This window comes from Dechloromonas sp. ZS-1 (genome assembly GCF_039649255.1).
Taxonomy (GTDB): Bacteria; Pseudomonadota; Gammaproteobacteria; order Burkholderiales; family Rhodocyclaceae; genus Azonexus.
On the sequence record NZ_JBDIYD010000005.1, the window covers coordinates 126105 to 145035 of the forward strand.

Below are 18931 nucleotides of genomic sequence, written 5' to 3' on the forward strand. Positions count from 1 at the left end.
CTGATCCGGCGGAAATTCGCCGAAAGGTCGGACGCACCGGCAAAAAGTACGGTTGCGTTTGTAGCGCCACGACAAAGCATCGGGCGAGGGAGGGCCGACTGCGCTCCCCGAATAGCCGGGAACCCGCCAAGACTGCCGGGCGCGCTCTAAAAAAACACCGGCCCTCAAGCCGGTGTTTGTCCATTTACCACTTCGCTTCCAGCGTCATCGCGTAGGTGGCGACACCGCGGATGGTGTCGACCTCCGAGCGGGCAAGGAGGCCGCTGCTGTCGTATTGGGTGAGGCTGTTGTCGCGGCCTTCCTTGGTCACGTTCTGGGCAGAAAATCGCAGGGCGAGCTGACGGTCCAGCTTGACCAGGGTGTAGAGATCCAGCTGGCGGCGCTGGCCTTGATATTGGCGGATGGTGGCGCTGCTTTCGCGGTCAAGGGCGGAGGTGTAGCTGAAGTTGCCGCCGAAGGTCAGGCGGTAGGCGCTCCAGTCGTAATCCCAGCCCAGATTGGCGGTCTTGCGCGGGCCGTCGCCGGCACCGAGGCCGTCCACTTTTTCCAGCATCTGGGTATGGGTATAAGCCAGGTTGCCGCGCAGGGTCAGATCGGGCAGGCCGATGACGCCCATCTTGGACTTGTAATCCAGCACAAAACCCTGCAGGCGGGCCTTGCCGACGTTGTAGGGACGCTCGACCCAACGCCCCCCCTCTTCCTTGATCAGGCGTTGGGTGTAGTCGTCGATATCGCGGTTGAACACGGAGAGGCCGATGGTGCCGGCACGCTCATCGAGGAAGTGCTCGACGCCGAATTCAATGCTGGTCAGGCGCTCCGGCATCAGGTCGGCATTACCGCCGCGATCCGGGCTGGCGGCGCTATTGGTGCCGGTCACCTGACGCACGAGCGGCGACAGATCCCGCGTATAAGGTGCCTTGGTGTTACGGGCCACACTGGCGCGCAGGTTCCAGGCATCGGTCACCTGGAAGAGGTAATGCAGGGAAGGATCAACCTGGCGGGTCTGGCGTGAGACATGGCTGCCCTGGCTGTCTTCGACCTCCGTGCCGAGACGCTGGTAGCGCAGGCCTGGCGTCAGTACCTGGCGCTCGGTCAGTTGCCACTCGTCCTGCGCCCAGAGCACTTGCCGGCGCTCGCTAAGGCGCGCCAGTTCGTAAGCCCCCGTGCTACGCCACAGGCTGTCGTCGGTAGCGCGGCTGCGCGCTTCAAATGCCGCCGTCACCAGATGACTCTCCCCGAGCAGGGTCTTGCGGCGCAGTTCGAGCATGGCGTCGCGCTCCTCACGCAGGGTGTTTTCCTGCTGCGCGGAGGTCAGCGCATTGGCGGCGTCATACTTGCTGGTCAGGCGGCTCAGGTGATCGCGTTCGGCCTGGAGCATGACGCGGGCCGAGGTTTCGCTGCCCCCCTGCCCCGCTTCCTTCCACTCTGCCGAGACGCGCGCGCTGGTCCGACCGTTGTCTTCATCAAAGCGGTCACGGCTGGCCACACCGCTGGTCAGACGGTCAACCGTCCCGGAACGCCCGGTTTCGGTATGGGTCAGGAAAGGCATCAGGCTGATTTTCTGGCCGCCGCCCAGATTCCAGCTGAAACGCGGGCTCAGGGTGATATTGCGGTCCTCGCCGGTTTGCGTGGCGTGTTCGCTCAAGGTGCCGGACGGCGCGCCGCCGGTGTAGAGCTGGGCATTCATGGTCTGGTTGCCCGTCACCGGACGGCTGTTGAAGGCGCCGGAAAGCAGATAGCCAAAATCGCCGCCATCCGGCTCGCCATACTGCCCTTCCAGGCGATAGCCGGCGCGCCCGTCGATGGCACTGAGCCCGGCCTTCGCGCTGGCCGTCTTCTTGTCCGGCACATCGCGCAGGATCAGGTTGATCACCCCACCCGGCCCCAGAACAGGAAACTCGGCGGTGCTGTTGCGGATGATCTCGACCCGTTCGATCAGTTCCACCGGCAGGCGCAAGGCGGCCATCGGATTGCGGCTGCCGCCCGGCAGGGGCTGACCATCGACCAGAATCTGCGGCATGTTGCGGTCCGGCCCGCGCGGGCGCCCACGCGGGCCGCTGTCCATGTCGGCGCTCATGCCGGTACCGGGGAGCTTGGAGAGCAGCTCGCTCATTGAGCTGGCATCCAGCGTTTCCAGCTCGGCCCGGTCAAAAATGATCTTGCCGGCCGAGGCATTGCGGCGCATTTCCTGCGCCTGACTGCGCGTGGCATTGACCCTCACCTCGCCGAGCACCGCCTCCTCGGCGGCCCCCGACCAGGCGGGCAACGCCGCCAGGGCGATGCTCAGGATGGAAAGTTTGGGGAGGGGGGAATGAACGTGAGTGGACATGGCAAAACGAGGCTATCGGGGAGAAATCGCATCCTACACAAATACGAATGCGTATCGTTATTGTTTTACAACAGGTTACATCTGAGGCAATCAGGCCGGTGCCAGGCAATGCGGGCCGATCTCGGCCAGGCTGCGACAACCGCACAAGGCCATGCAGATTTCGAGCTCTTCGCGCAGCACGCGGATCAGATGCGCCACGCCAAGCGCCCCCGCCACGGCCAGTGCGTGAATATAAGGACGCCCGATCAGGACCGCGTCGGCGCCCAAGGCGAGGGCGGTGAAGATGTCGCTGCCGCGCCGGATCCCGCCATCGAGCAGGAGCGGAAAATCGGCCCCCAGGCGCGCCCGCACCTGCGGCAAGGCATGCAGGCTGGCCGGCACGCGATCGAGCACCCGCCCACCGTGATTGGACACCACCACGCCATCCGCTCCAGTTTCCCGCGCCAGCACCGCATCTTCCGGATGCAGGATGCCCTTGAGCAGCAACGGCAAAGAGGTCTGGCTGCGTAGCCAGGCAATATCGGCCCACCCCGGCGCCTGACACATGGCACCTTGAAAGACCGGCACATTGGCAGGGGGCGCGGGGATTTCGGGCAATCCAGCGAGGTTGACCGCCGCCAGGCCCGGCGGCAGGGCAAAACCGGCCCGCTGTTCCCGGTTGCGGATGCCGGCCAGGGGGGCATCGACGGTGAGGACGATCGCCCCATAGCCCGCCGCTTCGGCCCGGCGGACGAGCGTCAGCGCGGCTTCGCGGCTGCCTTGCCAGTAAAGCTGAAACCAGAGGGGGGCGGCCGCCTGACTGGCAAGCTCATCGAGACGCGTGGTCGCCAGCGTGCTGACCACAAAAGGCGTGTGCATGGCCCCGGCCGCGAGCGCCGTCGCCCGCTCCCCCAGGGTGTGAAAAAGCCCCTGATACGCCACCGGCGCCAGGAGCAGCGGATGGGCCAGCGGCGTACCAAACAGTGCCGTGGCCGTGCTACCGCCCCGAACATCGGCGAGCACGCGCGGCCAGAGCTGGAAATCGGCAAAGGCTGCGCTGTTGGCAGCCAGCGTCTCTTCATCGGCCGCACCGCCGTTCAGGTAGGCCAGGCAGCGGGGATCGAGATGAAAGGGGGCGCGGCGCGCGTAATCGACGGCGGCCACCAGGTCGTGCGGAATGGCCGCGAGCGGCGGTAGCGGCGCGGTACTCATTCGGCCCACTGCTGCAGGAGCTTGTGATAATGCCCGGTCAGCGCCACGACTTCGGCGTTGTCGCCGATCTGCTGGCGCAGGCGCAGGATGGTCATATCGAGATCAAAGAGCATGGCACGCTGCCAGGCATCGCGGACCAGGCTCTGCGTCCACAAAAAGGAGGCAATGCGCACGCCCGCCCGCACCGGCTCGACACGGTGCAGACTGGTCGAGGGATAGACGATGGCATCGCCCGCCGCGAGTTTGACCTCATGGCAGCCATAGCTGTCTTCGGCAATCAGCTCCCCGCCCTCGTACTCGTCCGGCTCGGACAGGAAGACTGTGGTCGACACATCGGTCCGTACCTGCCGGCCGCTGAAACGGTCGACCTGAATCGCATTGTCGATGTGATTGCCGTAGTGACCGCCGTTCTCGTAGCGGTTGAACATGGGCGGCAGGATGTACTTGGGCAGCGCCGCCGACATGAAGAGCGGATGACGGCGCAGCGCCTCGGCAATACGGGGAGACAGCTCGGCGAAGGCCGGTGAATCGACGGCCAGCTGCCGGTTCTGCTTGATGCTGGCGGCCTGCGCGCCGGCGGTCTGCAAGCCATCGACCCAGCCAGCCGCGTCCAGACGCTGGCGAATTTCGGCCACCTCGGCCTTGCTCAGGACTTGCGGAATGTGCAACAGCATCGTTTTCTCCCTATCAATGGAAAAGCCCGCCGGTCGACGGCGGGCAGGAGGTCAAAATCAAAGCATGATCAGAACTGGAAATTGGCCGTCAGCATTGCCGAACGCGGCTGGCCCAGGGTCATGCGGCCGCCCCCGTTGTTCAGGGTGCTGATGTATTCCTTGTCGAACAGGTTGTAGACGTTCAGGCGCAGGTTGAGCTGCTTGCTCACCGCGTAGGCTGCCATCATGTCGGTCACCCAATAGGACGGAATCTTCGGCATATTGGTCGTGGCCTCGCTCTGGCCGGCCGCGACGAGACGCTTCTGGTCGGAGACGTAGCGCACCCCGCCGCCCAGGGTAAAGTCACCGAGGGTGTAGGACGACCACAGGGTCGCGGTCAGATCCGGCGACCAACGCACGCCACTGCTCTGCGTCGTTGCGTTGCTCGACGACGAGAAGCTGTAGTTGTCGATGGCCTTGGTGCTCATCTTGGCGATCCCGGCCGAGAGCTGCCAGAAATTGGTCAGCTGACCGACGGCCGAGAGTTCCACCCCTTGCACGCGGGTCTTGCCGAACTGCGAGTAGGAAGCATCCAGCGCGTTGTAGGAGACCTGCTTGTCGTTCTCGGTCCGATAGACGGCCGCATTCAGGTTCAGGCGCTTGTTGAGCAGTTCCCACTTGGTGCCCAGCTCGATGTTCTTGGTTTCCTGCGGGTCAAGACCGGCGCGGCTGCTGCTCGACGAACTGACGGCCAGGGCGAAGTTGGCCGAGCCCGGCGGAGTATAGGACGTCGCGTAGGCGGCATAGATGCTGCCGTTTTCAGCCGGCTTGTACAGCGCGCCGACCTTCCAGCTGAGTAGATTGCCGGAATCCTTGAGGCTGTCCGGGGCCAGTTGTCCGGCGGAATAGCCCGGATAATTGGCGATGTTGCCGCTGCTGCCCGAGGTGACCAGGGTACGGCCATCGGTCGAGGTGTTGTAGTGCTCGTAACGCAAGCCGCCGCTCAACTGGAACGCCTCGTTCAGCTTGAGGGTGTCGAACACGTAGAAAGCGCTGGTGAGGGTCTGGCCATCGGTGTAGGCACCGGTCGCGTACGGCACCCCCAGTGTATCGCCGGTATTCGGGCCATAGAGATTGGCGCTCGGGATCGCTACAGCCGCATAGCTCTTGCCATTGATGGTCTGTGCCGTCGTGCCGAAGCTCAGGTTCTTCTGGCGCTCGTACATCAACTCGACGCCGGCAGACAGATCATGCTCCAACCCGGCCGTCTTGAACTTGGTGGTCAGATTGGTCTGGTTGGCCAGAATTTCGTTGGTCTGATCGATGCGCTGACGGGTGCGGTTGACGGTCCAGGTCGAGGGATCGTTGGCATTGACCGCGGTAATCGGGGTCGAGCCGGAAGCCACCCCGGTCAACACGCGGCCCAGCGTGGATTTGCCGTAACGGGTGATGTTGCGGATGGTCGTGCCATTACCCAGATCGTGCTCGATCTTGGCAGTCACCATATCGCTCTGGACCTTTTCGTAGTCGCTCGGGCTGCCGTAGAAATTCTCGCGATTGACCTTGCCGCCCTGACGGATCGCCGCCGAGGCATCGTAGAACCCGGCCATGCCGACGGTCGGGATGCCGCCGTCCGGAATGTTGTCCTGACGCACATGCTGGGAATAGAAGTAGAAGCGGGTCGGCGTGCCGAGACCCAGCGCGAAGGCCGGCGCGATGGCATAGCCCTGGTTTTCGACCACATTGCGCCCGTCGACACCGCCCTGCTGCGCCATGACATTGAGGCGCACGGCGGCCGTCTCGCCGATCGCCTGATTGATGTCGGCGGTGGTGCGCAGCTTATTGGCCGTCCCAACGGCCACCGAGGCTGCATTGACGCTGTCGCGCGTCGGCAGCTTGGAAATCAGGTTGATGTAACCGGACGCCGCACCGCGACCAATATCGGCCCCGGCCGGGCCCTTCACGACTTCGATCTGGTCGAGGTTGAAAACATCGCGGGCGATCGGGCTGACATCGCGAATACCGTCCACAAAGGTCGCCGATTCGGTCGAGAAGCCGCGCATCATGAACGTATCGCCAGCGGCCGTGTTGCCGTTCTCGCCCAGTTGCATGGTGATGCCCGGGGTATTGCGCAGGGCTTCCATGAGCGAGGCAGCGCCCTGCTCCTGAATGATTTCCTTCTTGATCACCTGCACGGTTTGCGGGGTATCGACCAGCTTCTGCGTGAATTTCGGATTGGCGCTGGTTTCTGCCTTGAACGGGACGTCGACCGTCGCCTTGACGGTCATCGCCGGCAGGCTGGCCTCCTTGGCGGCTTCCTGCGCCTGGGCGGCGACCGGCAGGGCGGCAGCGACCAGTGCAAGCAGATGGGAGGCGTTTGCGTGTTTACGACTGCGAATAGTGGCCATCAACGTGTCCTTGAAAATCTGTTGGAGAAGTTGGCTGGCTGGGCGTCGCAAAGAGAGGGCGCGAACACGGTGGCTGGCTTACAGGATGTAAATGATAACTCCTATCATTTACATCTGCAACAACTTGATACAACTTCCCGCTTGTTTTCTAGAACACATCGCGGCAATAGCGGCCGCTGTCCGCGAGATGCGCCAGGGCGGCCTCACCCAGAATCGCCTGCAAGGCCCGATCCACGCCTTCGCCCATGCCCTGGCGACTGCCGCAGACATAAATCGCCGCACCACGCGCCACCCAGTCAGCCAGCTGCGCGGCTTCCCGATGCAAGACATCCTGAACATAACGACAGGCCGCGCCCTCCCGTGAATACACAGCATCCAGGCGAGCCAGCACGCCCTGCGCCCGCCATGTCACGAGGTCATCGGCATGCAGATCATCGACAACCCGATGCCGCTCGCCAAAAATGAGCCAGTTTTGACGTTGACCGTCGGCCATGCGCGCCATCAGATGGGCACGCAACCCGGCCAGGCCAACCCCGTTGCCGATCAGGATCAGCGGACGCCGGGCATTGCCGGCCAGCTGAAAGCCGGGATGCGGACGCAGGCGCAGCCTCAGCCGGTCTCCGACCCGCAGGGTCCGCCCCAGATGATGAGACACCCACCCCGGCTCGCCGTCCGCCCGGACATGCAGGCGGACCAGAAGTTGCAGCATGCCTTCCGTCGGCACGGAGGCGATCGAATAGGCACGTGGACGCGTATCGTTCCCCGGCAGACTGACCTCCACCAGATCACCGGATTGCCAATCCGCCCCGGGCTCGCAGGCCGTGAAATTGAGCCGATACACCGCCCCCCCTTCACTGCCCGGATTCAGACAGGTCCGGGCCGCCAGACGCCATTCGGTCGCCGCCCCGGTGACGCCCGCCACCTCGCCAAGCTGCACGGCAGAACGGCCGGTGAGCGTTGCGAGCAATTCACGCCAGACCTGCACGCCCTTCGCATCGCAACGATCGAGTTCGATCCGCTCGGCCAGCGCCTCCGCCGAGGCGGCCTGCAACCAGGCATCGAGACGCCGCCCGAAGGCATTGAAATGCGGATAACTCCGGTCGCCCAGCGCGAGCACGACATAGCGCAGCCCCGCCAGGTCCGGCGTCTGCGTCAGCGCATGCCGGACAAAAGCCTGCGCGTCGTCGGGAGCATCCCCTTCGCCCGCCGTGCTGACGATAAACAGGCAGCACCCGCCTTGCGCCAGATCGGCCGCACGCAGCCGCCCGAGCGGCAGGCAAGCCGCGCTCAGGCCCGCATCGACCAGGGCATGCGCCGTCTGACGGGCGAGCATTTCGGCGCTCCCCGTCTGGCTGGCAAATACAACCCGCCAATCGACCGCCAGGGCCGCCGCCGACACGCCGCCCCCCCGTAGCTGCTTCGCCTGATGCCAGGCGCGCCAGCACAGCACCGCATACAGGGCCAGGGCCAACATGGCCCCGGCCCCGCGCATCCATTCTTCAAACCACACCCGCTGCCATCCTTATTCAGGCAAGACCTCGAAGGTGGCGGAATAGGTGTAGCGCTGCTTCGGCATCGGCGGACGCGGCTGCCCCTCGGCCGGGGCCGGCGCACGCGGGGGATAGCTGGCATTGACCCAGTACATCTCGGCCATCGGCCACTTGATCGCGACTTCACCCTTGGCATCGGTCGTCACGGCAAATTCCTTCAAGACGCCGCGATAACGCACACCGCCCGGCACCACGCCCACCGTCGTGGCAGCCAGCGGCTTGCCGTCGAGCAGCAGGCGGAAGCGCGTCGTCTGGCCGACCAGCATGCCGGTCGGCGCATCGAGCGGCAGCAGCTCCAGGCCCTTGCCCTGCGGCTTCCCGCGCAGCGGGCTGGCATCGTTGGCCGTGACATAGGTTTCCATCCGCCCGAGGGTCGTCGTCACCTGCACCTCTTCCGCCCCGGCCGGCATCTCCTTTTCCAGCGCCGACGGCGCACCGCGCCAGCGCTTAGTTTCGCCATTCAGCTTGTAGGACGCCATGGCCGACTCATTGACCAGGGACATCGTGTACGTCCCCGGCTTGGCGAGCTTGATATCTGCCGCGCCAAACTGGCGACCGGCGTGAATTTTCTCGGGTTTGCTGCGCGTGCCGTCCGGCGCAATCACTTCCAGCGCCTCCAGGGACAGCGCATTGTGATCGACGACAAACAGGTCTTCAGAAATGGCGGCACGCACCGTCACCCAGGGCTCCTTACCCTCAACCTCAGCCACTTCGGGGATCATCCAGCCGCGATGGGCGTGGGCGGGCAGGGACAGCGCAGCGGCCACAGCCAGCGCGCACAGGGAAAAATGAATACGTTTCATGATGTTTTGCGCCTCGCTCAGGGTTTCAGTTGCACAGTCACCGCGCCCAGTTCCTCCTGCCCCTTGGCAGTAGCATTCTGGGCAGCCTTCGGCGGCCAGGTCAGCGGCACGCGGACCACTTCACGCCCGCCGGCTTCACGGGAGGCTTCCACGAGCAGCTGGTACTCGCCCGCCGCCAGATTGCCGAGTGGCACCTTGCCCGCCGTGAAACTGAGGTGATGCACGCCCGGCGCACGCGTCGCGCTGGTCACGGCATCGGCCGGCACGGCCAGATCGCGCCCACCCTTGCGCCACCATTGGCGCATGTCCTTGAGCCACTTGGTGCCGGCGTTGTCACGCTTCTTCTGGTCGTACCAGACCGCCAGATGGGTGATCGGCGCCGTTTGATCAACGCGTTCGAGCCAGACCGCGAGATAGGGGCGGTGATATTCGGCAACCTGCAACTGGGGCAACTCGACGCGCACGGACAGCTCGGCCGCCGTCGCCGGCAAGGCCGTGACGAGCAACGCCAGCAGCAGCCCGGAAAACGGTTTCTTCATCGGATTTTCCTTTGGATTCAATGGAGGAACAGCAAGACAATCAGACACGGCAAGAGGCAGCCGAGGCCGACCAGCGGCCAGGTCGAGGGTCGGCGGGCCGCATGCAGTTGCAGAATGAGCAGGCCGCTCAATGCAAACAGCAGGCACCCCACCGCCAGGGCATCGATGAAGAGCGACCAGGCGGGGCCGGTATGCCGCCCCTTGTGCAGGTCGTTCAGCCAGGCAATGGCACCGCGATGGGTTTCCTCGAACTCGACCTCGCCTTCAGGCAGGCCGATGCGTAGCCAGGCATCCCCTCCGGGGCGCGGCATGGGCAGGTAGATTTCATCGGCGGACCACTCGGCGGCGGTCGACGGCAAATTCCGGCCCAATTCCGCGCTGAGCCAGGCCGACACCGCAGGCGGCAGCCCCTGTTCGGCACCGGTCGCTGACGGAGAAAGCTGCGCCACCAGATCAGCGGGCAGCGTGCGGACCAAGCGCACGACACTCGGACGCGCCTCGATCTGACCGGCATGATTCAAGGTGATGCCCGTCACCGAAAACAGCAACAAGCCCAGCAAACAGACAGCCGAGCTCATCCAATGCACGACAAGCAGGCCTTTCAGCCAGCTGGCGCGCCGGGTGGACGGCGATAATTCGGACGTAGCGGAAATGGTGGACACGCGGGAGCCTCAAGCGACAACAGAACAAAACGGTTGGCTGGCTCCCGCACACCGGCAACGACGTGCCGGCGGGGGTTAATCTGGCTGGCTGCGCAGATTATAACTGATAAAGATTCTCAATAGCATCTTGTTACACACCGGCCGACCGACCGGCTTGCCCGGCGGTCGACGCTGCCCAAGCCCTCAAATCAGGTCGATGCCCGGCGTACCTGCCTGCACGTCGCCAATCACGGCCACCTGGCCAAAGCCTTGCTGCAGGAAGGAAGAGAGCACTTCGGTCACGGTATCCGGCGCGCAGGCAACGAGCAAGCCGCCCGAGGTCTGCGGATCGGTCAGCAAGGCGCGCGTCAGATCGCCGTGCGCCCCGAGGTTGACCGCCGAACCGTAGCTGGCCCAGTTGCGGCCGGAGGCGCCGGTAATGAAACCCTGCTCGGCAAAGGCCTGCGCCTTCGGCAGGAGCGGCACATCCGCCACATTCACCCGGGCGCGCAAGCCGCTGCCGCGGCAGACTTCCAGCAGATGGCCGAGCAGGCCGAAACCGGTCACATCGGTCATCGCATGCACGCCATCCAGACAGGCCAGTAGCGTGCCCGGCGTATTCAAGCGGGTCGTGGCATCGATCATCGCGGCATAGTCGGTATCGGAGAGCTGATCCTTCTTGAGCGCCGCGCTGTACGTACCCACGCCGATGGGCTTGCCGAGGATCAGCTTGTCGCCCGGGCGTGCGCCCGAATTCCGCTTCAGGTTGTTCGGATTCACCAGGCCAATGGCCACCAGGCCGTAAATCGGCTCCACCGAGTCGATGGTGTGGCCGCCGGCAATCGGGATCCCCGCCGCCCGGCAGACACTTTCCCCGCCTTCCAGAATGCGCCCGATGGTGGTCACCGGCAGCACATTGACCGGCATGCCGACCAGGGCCAGCGCGAAGAGCGGCGTGCCGCCCATGGCGTAAATATCGGAAATGGCGTTGGTGGCGGCAATCCGGCCAAAGTCGTACGGGTCGTCGACGATGGGCATGAAGAAATCGGTGGTGGCGACAATCGCCTGCTCGCGATTGATCTGATAGACCGCCGCATCGTCGCTCGTTTCGGTCCCGACCAGCAATTGCGGCGGCACGATGCCGGCCGGCACGTTGGCCAGGATCTGCTGCAGCACGGCCGGGGCGATTTTGCAGCCGCAGCCGCCACCGTGAGACAGTTGGGTCAGTCGGACAGGCACTTGTTCAGACACGTTGATTTCCTCAGTCAATCCATTCACGCGGCATCGAAGCCGGCATCTTCAATCGCATTCAGCAAGGCGGCGCGGTCGACCTGGGCCGGGTCGAAGCACACGGTGGCCTCGGCCGCTTCCAGCGAAACGCTGGCCGTGGCCACGCCGGCCATGCCCTGCAGCACCGTCGTGATATTGGCGACACAGCCCTGGCAGCTCATGCCGCCGATCTTGATTTGGGTGGTTTCCATCTCTGCTTTCCTTGCATCGAAGCATCAAAAATGAACAAAAGGCTGACGCGCCAGCAGATCGGCCATCTCATCGGCCGGCACCGGGCGGCTGAACAGGTAACCTTGCGCCATGTCGCAGCCCATGCGGCGCAACAGCGCAAGCTGCCCCGGCGTCTCGACCCCTTCGGCGAGCACGGTCATGCGCAGGCTGCGCCCCATGCTGACCACCGTCGAGGCAATCGCCTGGTCATCCGGATTGGTGTCGAGATCGCCGATGAAGGACCGGTCAATCTTCAGTTTACCGACCGGAAAGCGCTTCAGATAGGCCAGGGACGAATAGCCCGTGCCGAAATCATCCAGCGCCAGTTCCACCCCCATGCGCGACAGGGCCGACAAGGTGCCGAGATGAATATCCGCGTCGTGCATCACGGTGCGCTCCGTGACTTCCAACTCAAGCGCACTGGCCTGCAGACCCGAACTGGCCAGCGCACCGGCCACCATATCGACAAAACCGGCCTGACGGAACTGTACTGGCGCCACATTCACGGCCACGCTGATCGGCGGCAAGCCGGCAGCCTGCCAGGCCTGCGCCTGACGGCACGCGGTGCACAGCACCCAGTCGCCAATCGGGTTGATCAGGCCGTTTTCTTCAGCCACATGAATGAAGCGGTCGGGGAAAATCATCCCGAGATCGGGATGCTGCCAACGGATCAGGGCCTCGGCTCCGACGATCAGCCCGGACTGCAGGCTGATCAGCGGCTGGTAGTGCAGCCGGAATTCCTGCTGTTGCAAGGCACGCCGCAGGCTGCTTTCCATCAGCAGGCGCTCCAGCGTGGCCTTGTTCATCTCGGCCGAATAGAACTGGAAGGTATTGCGGCCCAGTTCCTTCGCCTTGTACATCGCCGCATCGGCATTGCGCAGCAGGGTTTCGAAATCGAGGCCATCCTGCGGAAAGAAACTGATCCCGAGCGAGGGGGTGATGGCCAGGTCGTGGCCGCCAACCGTGAAGGGGTGCGTGCACACGTCGATCAGGCGCCGCGCCACATCGACGGCGGCCGGGCCATGAATACCGGGCAAGGCAAGAATGAATTCATCGCCGCCCAGCCGTGCCAGGGTATCGCCCCGGCGCACCACGGTCTCAAGACGGCGCGCCAGCTGACACAAGAGCTGATCACCCACACTGTGGCCCAGTGAATCATTGACCCGCTTGAAGTGATCGAGATCGAGAAAGATCAGGGCGATTTCTTCGCCATCGCGCTGGGCGGCGGCCAGCAACTGGCCAAAGCGGTCATGCAGCAGACGACGATTGGGCAAGCCGGTCAGGGCATCAAAATCCGCCAGCTCGCGAATGCGCTGCTCGGCTTCCTTGTGCTGCGACACATCCAGAATGGTGCCGACGATGGCGGGGGCGCCATCGAGCTGGACCGGGCGAATGAAGAGCTGGGCCGGAAACGCGCTGCCGTCATCCCGCCGACACAGCACCTCGCCCCCTTCGGCAGGACGCTCGGGATCGGCGAGGAGCAATTGTTCGCGCAACCAGTCGTGATGCGGGGCTTCCAGCAGATCAAAGACAGTGCGCCCGGCAAACGCATCGCCCGTCAGGAAGACGTGACGCAGAAAGCCGTTGGCGTAGCTGATGCGCCCGCCCTGCTGGACGAAGACGCCGACCTGAGCCGCCTCGATGGCAGCGTGGAAAAACGCCGAGGAGACACCATGCGGCATCCCGACAATCGAACCAATGAAACCACCCGCTTCGGCAGCGGTCATGCCTTTCCTTTCAATGCGTCCCGCGCTCGGGCTGCCAGCGTTTGAGTAACAGGGAGTTGGAAACCACCGAGACCGAGCTCATGGCCATGGCCGCGCCGGCCACCACCGGATTGAGCCAACCCAGCGCTGCGAGCGGGATTCCGAGCACATTGTAGATGAAGGCGAAGAAAAGATTCTGGCGGATCTTGCGCAATGTCGCGTGCGACAAGGCAATCGCATCGGCCACACCATGCAGGTCGGCCCGAATCAGCGTGAGATCGGCCGCCTCGATGGCGGCATCCGAGCCCGCCCCCATGGCAAACCCCACATCGGCGGCGGCCAGGGCCGGCGCATCATTGATGCCGTCGCCGACCATGCCCACCAGCACGCCATCCGCTTTCAGGACTTGCACGGCAGCGGCTTTTTCACCGGGCAAAATGCCTGCCCGCACGTCCTCGATGCCCACCTGTGCCGCGATGGCTTGCGCGGTATGCGGATTGTCGCCGGTCAGCATGACGACCCGGATGCCCATTGCCTGCAAGCGGCGCACCGCGGCATGCGACGTCGGGCGCAGCGCGTCGGCGATGGCAAAGAGCGCAACGGGGCCATCCGCATCGGCCAGCACGACTACCGTCCGGGCCGCCGCCTGCCAGGCCGTCACACGCGAATCAACCTCACCGGCGATCCAGTCCGGCGCCCCCAGGCGCCAGACGCGGCCGTTGATTTCACCCTGCACCCCCTGACCGGGCAAGGCACTGAAATTGGCGACTGCCAGACGGTCGACCGTCGCCGCATGGGCCAAAATGGCTTTGGCCAGGGGATGTTCCGAGCCGGCCTCCAGCGCCGCCGCATGCTGCAAGGCAACCTCCGGTTGCCCGCGCAGACAGGCCCACTCAACCACCTGCGGCACGCCTTCGGTCAGGGTGCCGGTCTTATCCACGGCCAGCACGCCGATTTTCTCGGCCCGCTCGAGCGCCTCGGCATTGCGCACCAGAATGCCTGCCCGCGCGCCTTGCCCGGTACCGACCATGATGGCAGTCGGCGTGGCGAGGCCGAGCGCACAGGGACAGGCAATGACCAGGACGGCCACCGCATTGATCAGGGCCATCACCAGATCGCCGGTCAGCCCCCACCAGGCCAGCCAGGTGGCAACAGCGAGGGTACAGACGACCGGCACAAAGATGGCCGAAATCCGGTCCGCCAGACGCTGCACCGGGGCCTTCGAGCCCTGCGCTTCGCCCACCAGGCGGATGATGCCCGCCAGCAAGGTATGCTCGCCCACGCCGGTCGCACGGCAGCGCAAGGCGCCTTCGCCATTGGCCGTGGCGGCGAAAACACGATCGCCCTGCGCCTTGCCGACCGGCATGCTCTCACCGGTCAACATGGCCTCATTGACACTCGAGACGCCGTCCAGCACCTCACCATCCACCGGCACGCTTTCACCCGGGCGCACCATGAAACAGTCGCCGGGCATCAAAGCCTCGACGGGCACCTCGACCCACTGCCCGTCGCGCTCGACGCGCGCCAGTTTGGGCTGCAGCCGGATCAGGGCCTCGATGGCATCCGAGGTGCGCGCCTTCGCCCGCGCCTCCAGCAATTTGCCCAGCAGCACCAGGGTGATGACGGCAGCACCGCCTTCGAAATACACATGCTGATCAAGGTCAAACACGGTAACGACGGTCGACAAGGCCCAGGCCATGGTGGTCCCCAGGGCGACCAGCACATCCATATTGGCCCCGCCACCGCGCAGCGCCTTCCAGGCTCCACTGTAAAAACGGGCGCCAATCCAGAACTGCACCGGGGTGGCAAGCGCAAACTGGAGCCAGCGGGGCAATTCACGCATCTGCTCGTGGCCGCCAAACATGAACGCCATCTGCGCCACCAGCGGCAGGCTCAATGCCAGGGCAATCCAGAACTGGCGCACTTCCCGACGGTAGACCGCCGCCTTGGCCGCTTTTTCCCGCTCACGCGTTTCGGCATCCACCGGCGTGGCGGTAAACCCAGCCTTGGCAACGGCCGCGATGACCGCCGCCATTTCCGCCCCCGGCGCCAATCTCACCCGGGCCCGCTCGGCGGCCAGATTCACATGCGCCTGCATGCCGGGCTGCCGGTTCAGAACTTTCTCCAGACGCGCCGAACAGGCGGCACAGGTCATGCCGCCAATGGCAAACTCGACCACCCGTTCGGTATCGCTCACTTGATCACCACGACCGGACGATCCGCCAACTGCAGCACCCGCGCCGTCACGGAACCGAGGACCAATGCGGAGAGCGCACCCCGCCCATGGCTGCCCAGCACGATCTGATCGCAAGCCAGCGCCTGTGCCTGATGCACGATCACCTCCGGCGCCAGCCCCACGTGCAGATGGGCAGTAAAAGGATAGCCCGCGGCCTCCAGGCGTGCCCGCGCCGCTTGCAGGCATTGGTCGCCCTCTTCGCGGTAATAGGCATGCAGGGTGTCATGCCCGATGTGGGCCTGCACCCGGCCAATCGGAATCGGGGCATGCACATGCAACAGATGCAGCACCGGCGGCTCACGCCAGGCATCACGCTGTGCGATGCAGTAATCGACGGCACGCAAGGCGGCATCGGAACCATCGACCGCAATCAGGATGCGCTGAGTCATCGGAAAATCTCCTTATTCAAGACAGATGGCGCACAAGGCCGAGCAAGCCGTACAGCCCGAAACCCAGCACCAGCAAACCGGCGATACGGCGGACCGCAACCCGGCGAACGAATTCATTGAGCCGCGCCAGGAGCATCCCGGCCAGCAAGAGATTGGGCAACGTGCCGAGGCCGAAGGCCAGCATCATCGCCGCGCCACGCGTCGCGGAGCCGGCGGTCAGGGCCGAGGCCAGCGCGCTGTACACCAGACCGCAGGGCAGCCAGCCCCAGAGCAGCCCGAGCGGAAAGGCCTGCGCCACGGATTGCGCCGGGAGAAAACGGCGCCCTAGGGGCTGCAAGCGCCGCCACAGATGGTGGCCCAGCCGTTCGATCGGCAACAGGACCTGAACCACACCGAGCAAATACACGCCCAGCAGGACAAGCATCACATTGGCCAGGGCATACAGCCCCAGACGTACCCCCTCGGCCTTGCCGGCAGCCAGACTGGCCGCACCGAGCGCCCCCGCCACGGCCCCGGCCAAGGCATAGGAGGCAATCCGCCCGGCGTTATAGGCCAGGTGAATGCGCCAGCGCGGCGCACCGCCCAGCGTCAGCGCCCCGACAATGCCGCCACACATGCCCACGCAGTGCGTGCCGCCGAGCAGGCCGACTAGGAACAAGGCAAGAAAGCCGGTATCAGGCATGAGTCCGACAAATGTGACAAAGCCGGCAGTTTAACCCGCCGGCTTCGCGAACGACAGCGGGCTGCGCCCGCTCAGATGACTTTGGAGTAGCTGGCGCGTTGACGCCCGGCCCGCAGATAACAGTCAAAGACCATGGTGATGATGCGCACCAGCAGACGCCCCGGTGGCAGCACCGTGATCCACTCACGGTCGACCTTCACCAGACCCGCTTTTTCCATTTCCTTCAGGTCTTCGAGTTCCGCCGCAAAATACTTGCGGAAATCGATCAGATGGGCGCTTTCGATGCTCTCGATGGAAAGTTCGAAATGGCACATCAGCGCCTGAATGATCGAGCGGCGCAGGATATCGTCGGCATTCAGCTCCAGACCGCGGAAAGACGGGAGGATGCCGGCATCCAGGCGGTCGTAATACTCGTCCAGCGTCTTCACGTTCTGCGAGTAGGTCGGGCCGACCTTGCTGATCGACGAAATACCGAAGGACAGCATGTCGCAATCGGCATAGGTCGAATAACCCTGGAAATTACGGTGCAGACGCCCCTGGCGCTGCGCCACGGCCAGTTCGTCATCCGGCTTGGCAAAGTGGTCCATGCCGATGAAGACATAACCGGCATCGGTCAGCTTCTTGATCGCCAGCGCCAGGATTTGCAGCTTGGTGTCGCCGGACGGCAAATCGTCCTCGGCAATGCGGCGCTGCGGCTTGAAGAGGCTGGGCAGGTGCGCATAGTTGTAGATCGACAGACGATCCGGGTCCATCGCCAGCACCCGTTCCAGGGTCCGGTTGAAGCCCATCACCGTCTGATGCGGCAGACCGTAGATCAGATCCACCGAAATGGACTTGAAACCGTTGGCGCGGGCGGCCTGGATCACATTGGCCGTTTCTTCTTCGGTCTGGACACGATTGACCGCCACCTGCACGCGCTCGTCGAAATCCTGCACGCCGACGCTCATTCGGTTGAAGCCCAGTTCGCCCAGCAAGGCAACCGTAGCGGCATCGACCTTGCGTGGATCGACTTCAATGGAGAACTCGCCGCCTTCCAGCAGCTTGAAATGCTTGCGTGTCTCGGCCATCAGCTGGCGCATTTCGTCATGCGACAGGAAGGTCGGCGTACCGCCGCCCCAATGCAGCTGGATGACTTCATGCTTGCCATCGCACCCTTCCAGCGCCTCGCTCTGGAGCTTCAGTTCCTTGGCCAGGTACTTCAGGTATTTGGCGCTGCGCCCGTGATCCTTGGTGATGATCTTGTTGCAGGCACAGTAATAGCAGATGGTATTGCAGAACGGGATGTGGAAGTATAATGACAACGGCCGGCTGATGCCGCCGATGTTGCGCTTCCCCAACCAAAGCGCTGCGGCCTCGGCATCGAACGCCTCGACGAAGCGGTCAGCGGTCGGATAAGACGTGTAACGCGGACCATTCACATCAAAGCGACGAATGATCTGGGGATCGAAGACGAGGTTTTCAGTTGCGAAATTCATTAAACATGTCACCTATTTTGGCCCCAATTATGTCTGGATGCGGCAAAATAGCGGTTGACATGGATCAATCGAAAGCAGGTTGAGATGCCCCACGGTTCCGCCCAGCCAGAGCACCCGCTCTCGCTCATCAAGACTGCCTGCTCGAATTGCAATCTGCGCGAGCTGTGCCTCCCCTTCGGCCTCTCCCTGGAAGAACTGGAACGCATCGACGATCTGGTCTCGACGCGCCGCCGTATCAAGCGCGGCGACCATCTGTACCGCGCCGGAGAAACCTTCGATGCCATCTACGCCATCCGCGCCGGTTTCTTCAAAACCGATGTGCTGCTCGAAGACGGCCGTGAACAGGTCACCGGTTTCCAGATGGCCGGCGAATTGCTGGGCCTCGACGGCATCAGCACCGAACACCACACCTGCAACGCGGTGGCGCTGGAAGACAGCGAAATCTGCGCCATTCCCTTTGCCAAGCTGGAAACCCTGTCGCGCGAAATCCACACGCTGCAGCACCATTTCCACAAGGTCATGAGCCGCGAAATCGTGCGTGACCATGGCGTCATGATGCTGCTCGGCACCATGCGCGCCGAGGAACGACTGGCAGCCTTCCTGCTCAATCTGTCGCAGCGTTTCACGGCCCGCGGCTTCTCGCATACCGAGTTCTACCTGCGCATGACGCGTGAAGAGATCGGCAGCTACCTGGGCCTGAAACTGGAAACCGTTTCCCGCGCCTTCTCCAAGTTCCAGGAAGAAGGCTACATCGCCGTCCAGCAGAAACACATCCGCATTCTCAACGTAGCAGGCCTGAAGGCCCTGATGAATCACCGCACCTGCTGAA

At 64.0% G+C, this 18931-nt stretch carries 16 protein-coding genes; 1 reads left to right on the top strand and 15 read right to left on the bottom strand.

Annotated elements, in window-relative coordinates; translation table 11 throughout:
• Positions 1–184: 184 nt before the first annotated feature.
• The 15 genes from AACO21_RS09180 to hemN form a co-directional block, all read right to left on the bottom strand.
• On the bottom strand, positions 185–2329 hold the full coding sequence (locus AACO21_RS09180; RefSeq protein ID WP_346192218.1) for a TonB-dependent receptor: 2145 nt from the start codon (positions 2327–2329) through the stop codon (positions 185–187).
• 90 nt (positions 2330–2419) lie between these two features.
• Positions 2420–3520, bottom strand: a complete 1101-nt coding sequence (locus tag AACO21_RS09185; protein ID WP_346192219.1) for an alpha-hydroxy acid oxidase — start codon at positions 3518–3520, stop codon at positions 2420–2422.
• Positions 3517–4194 (bottom strand): Fe2+-dependent dioxygenase, encoded by a 678-nt coding sequence (locus AACO21_RS09190; protein ID WP_346192220.1) that lies wholly within the window; start codon positions 4192–4194, stop codon positions 3517–3519. Before AACO21_RS09190 ends, AACO21_RS09185 begins: the two co-directional genes overlap by 4 nt.
• A 68-nt stretch (positions 4195–4262) precedes the next feature.
• Positions 4263–6581, bottom strand: coding sequence for a catecholate siderophore receptor Fiu (locus tag AACO21_RS09195; RefSeq protein ID WP_346192221.1), 2319 nt, complete (start codon positions 6579–6581; stop codon positions 4263–4265).
• Between the two features lie 148 nt (positions 6582–6729).
• Positions 6730–8091: a sulfite reductase subunit alpha gene (locus AACO21_RS09200; RefSeq protein ID WP_346192222.1), complete on the bottom strand. Its 1362-nt coding sequence runs from the start codon at positions 8089–8091 to the stop codon at positions 6730–6732.
• A 12-nt stretch (positions 8092–8103) separates the two neighbouring features.
• Positions 8104–8934: a DUF4198 domain-containing protein gene (locus tag AACO21_RS09205; RefSeq protein ID WP_346192223.1), complete on the bottom strand. Its 831-nt coding sequence runs from the start codon at positions 8932–8934 to the stop codon at positions 8104–8106.
• A 17-nt stretch (positions 8935–8951) separates the two neighbouring features.
• A complete protein-coding gene (locus tag AACO21_RS09210) occupies positions 8952–9473 on the bottom strand; it encodes a DUF2271 domain-containing protein (protein ID WP_346192224.1) in 522 nt (173 codons plus the stop codon).
• 17 nt (positions 9474–9490) lie between these two features.
• Positions 9491–10135, bottom strand: a complete 645-nt coding sequence (locus AACO21_RS09215; RefSeq protein WP_346192225.1) for a PepSY-associated TM helix domain-containing protein — start codon at positions 10133–10135, stop codon at positions 9491–9493.
• A 183-nt stretch (positions 10136–10318) separates the two neighbouring features.
• The gene (gene selD / locus AACO21_RS09220) at positions 10319–11365 is read right to left on the bottom strand and encodes a selenide, water dikinase SelD (protein WP_346192226.1); all 1047 of its coding nucleotides are present in this window, start codon (positions 11363–11365) and stop codon (positions 10319–10321) included.
• Between the two features lie 23 nt (positions 11366–11388).
• Positions 11389–11595, bottom strand: coding sequence for a heavy-metal-associated domain-containing protein (locus tag AACO21_RS09225; RefSeq protein ID WP_346192227.1), 207 nt, complete (start codon positions 11593–11595; stop codon positions 11389–11391).
• Between the two features lie 24 nt (positions 11596–11619).
• Positions 11620–13341 (bottom strand): EAL domain-containing protein, encoded by a 1722-nt coding sequence (locus tag AACO21_RS09230; protein WP_346192228.1) that lies wholly within the window; start codon positions 13339–13341, stop codon positions 11620–11622.
• 10 nt (positions 13342–13351) lie between these two features.
• Entirely contained in the window at positions 13352–15517 is a 2166-nt protein-coding gene (locus AACO21_RS09235; protein WP_346192229.1) for a heavy metal translocating P-type ATPase, read from the bottom strand.
• Entirely contained in the window at positions 15514–15945 is a 432-nt protein-coding gene (locus tag AACO21_RS09240; protein WP_346192230.1) for a universal stress protein, read from the bottom strand. Before AACO21_RS09240 ends, AACO21_RS09235 begins: the two co-directional genes overlap by 4 nt.
• Before the next feature lie 16 nt (positions 15946–15961).
• Positions 15962–16627 carry a sulfite exporter TauE/SafE family protein gene (locus AACO21_RS09245; RefSeq protein ID WP_346192231.1) on the bottom strand — a complete coding sequence of 222 codons (666 nt, stop codon included), beginning with the start codon at positions 16625–16627 and terminating at the stop codon, positions 15962–15964.
• 71 nt (positions 16628–16698) lie between these two features.
• Complete coding sequence (gene hemN / locus AACO21_RS09250; protein WP_346192232.1) at positions 16699–18102, bottom strand: oxygen-independent coproporphyrinogen III oxidase; 1404 nt, start codon at positions 18100–18102, stop codon at positions 16699–16701.
• 84 nt (positions 18103–18186) lie between these two features.
• Here hemN and fnr point away from each other — a divergent pair, with 84 nt between their 5' ends.
• Positions 18187–18930, top strand: coding sequence for a fumarate/nitrate reduction transcriptional regulator Fnr (gene fnr / locus AACO21_RS09255; RefSeq protein WP_346192233.1), 744 nt, complete (start codon positions 18187–18189; stop codon positions 18928–18930).
• Position 18931: the final 1 nt, after the last annotated feature.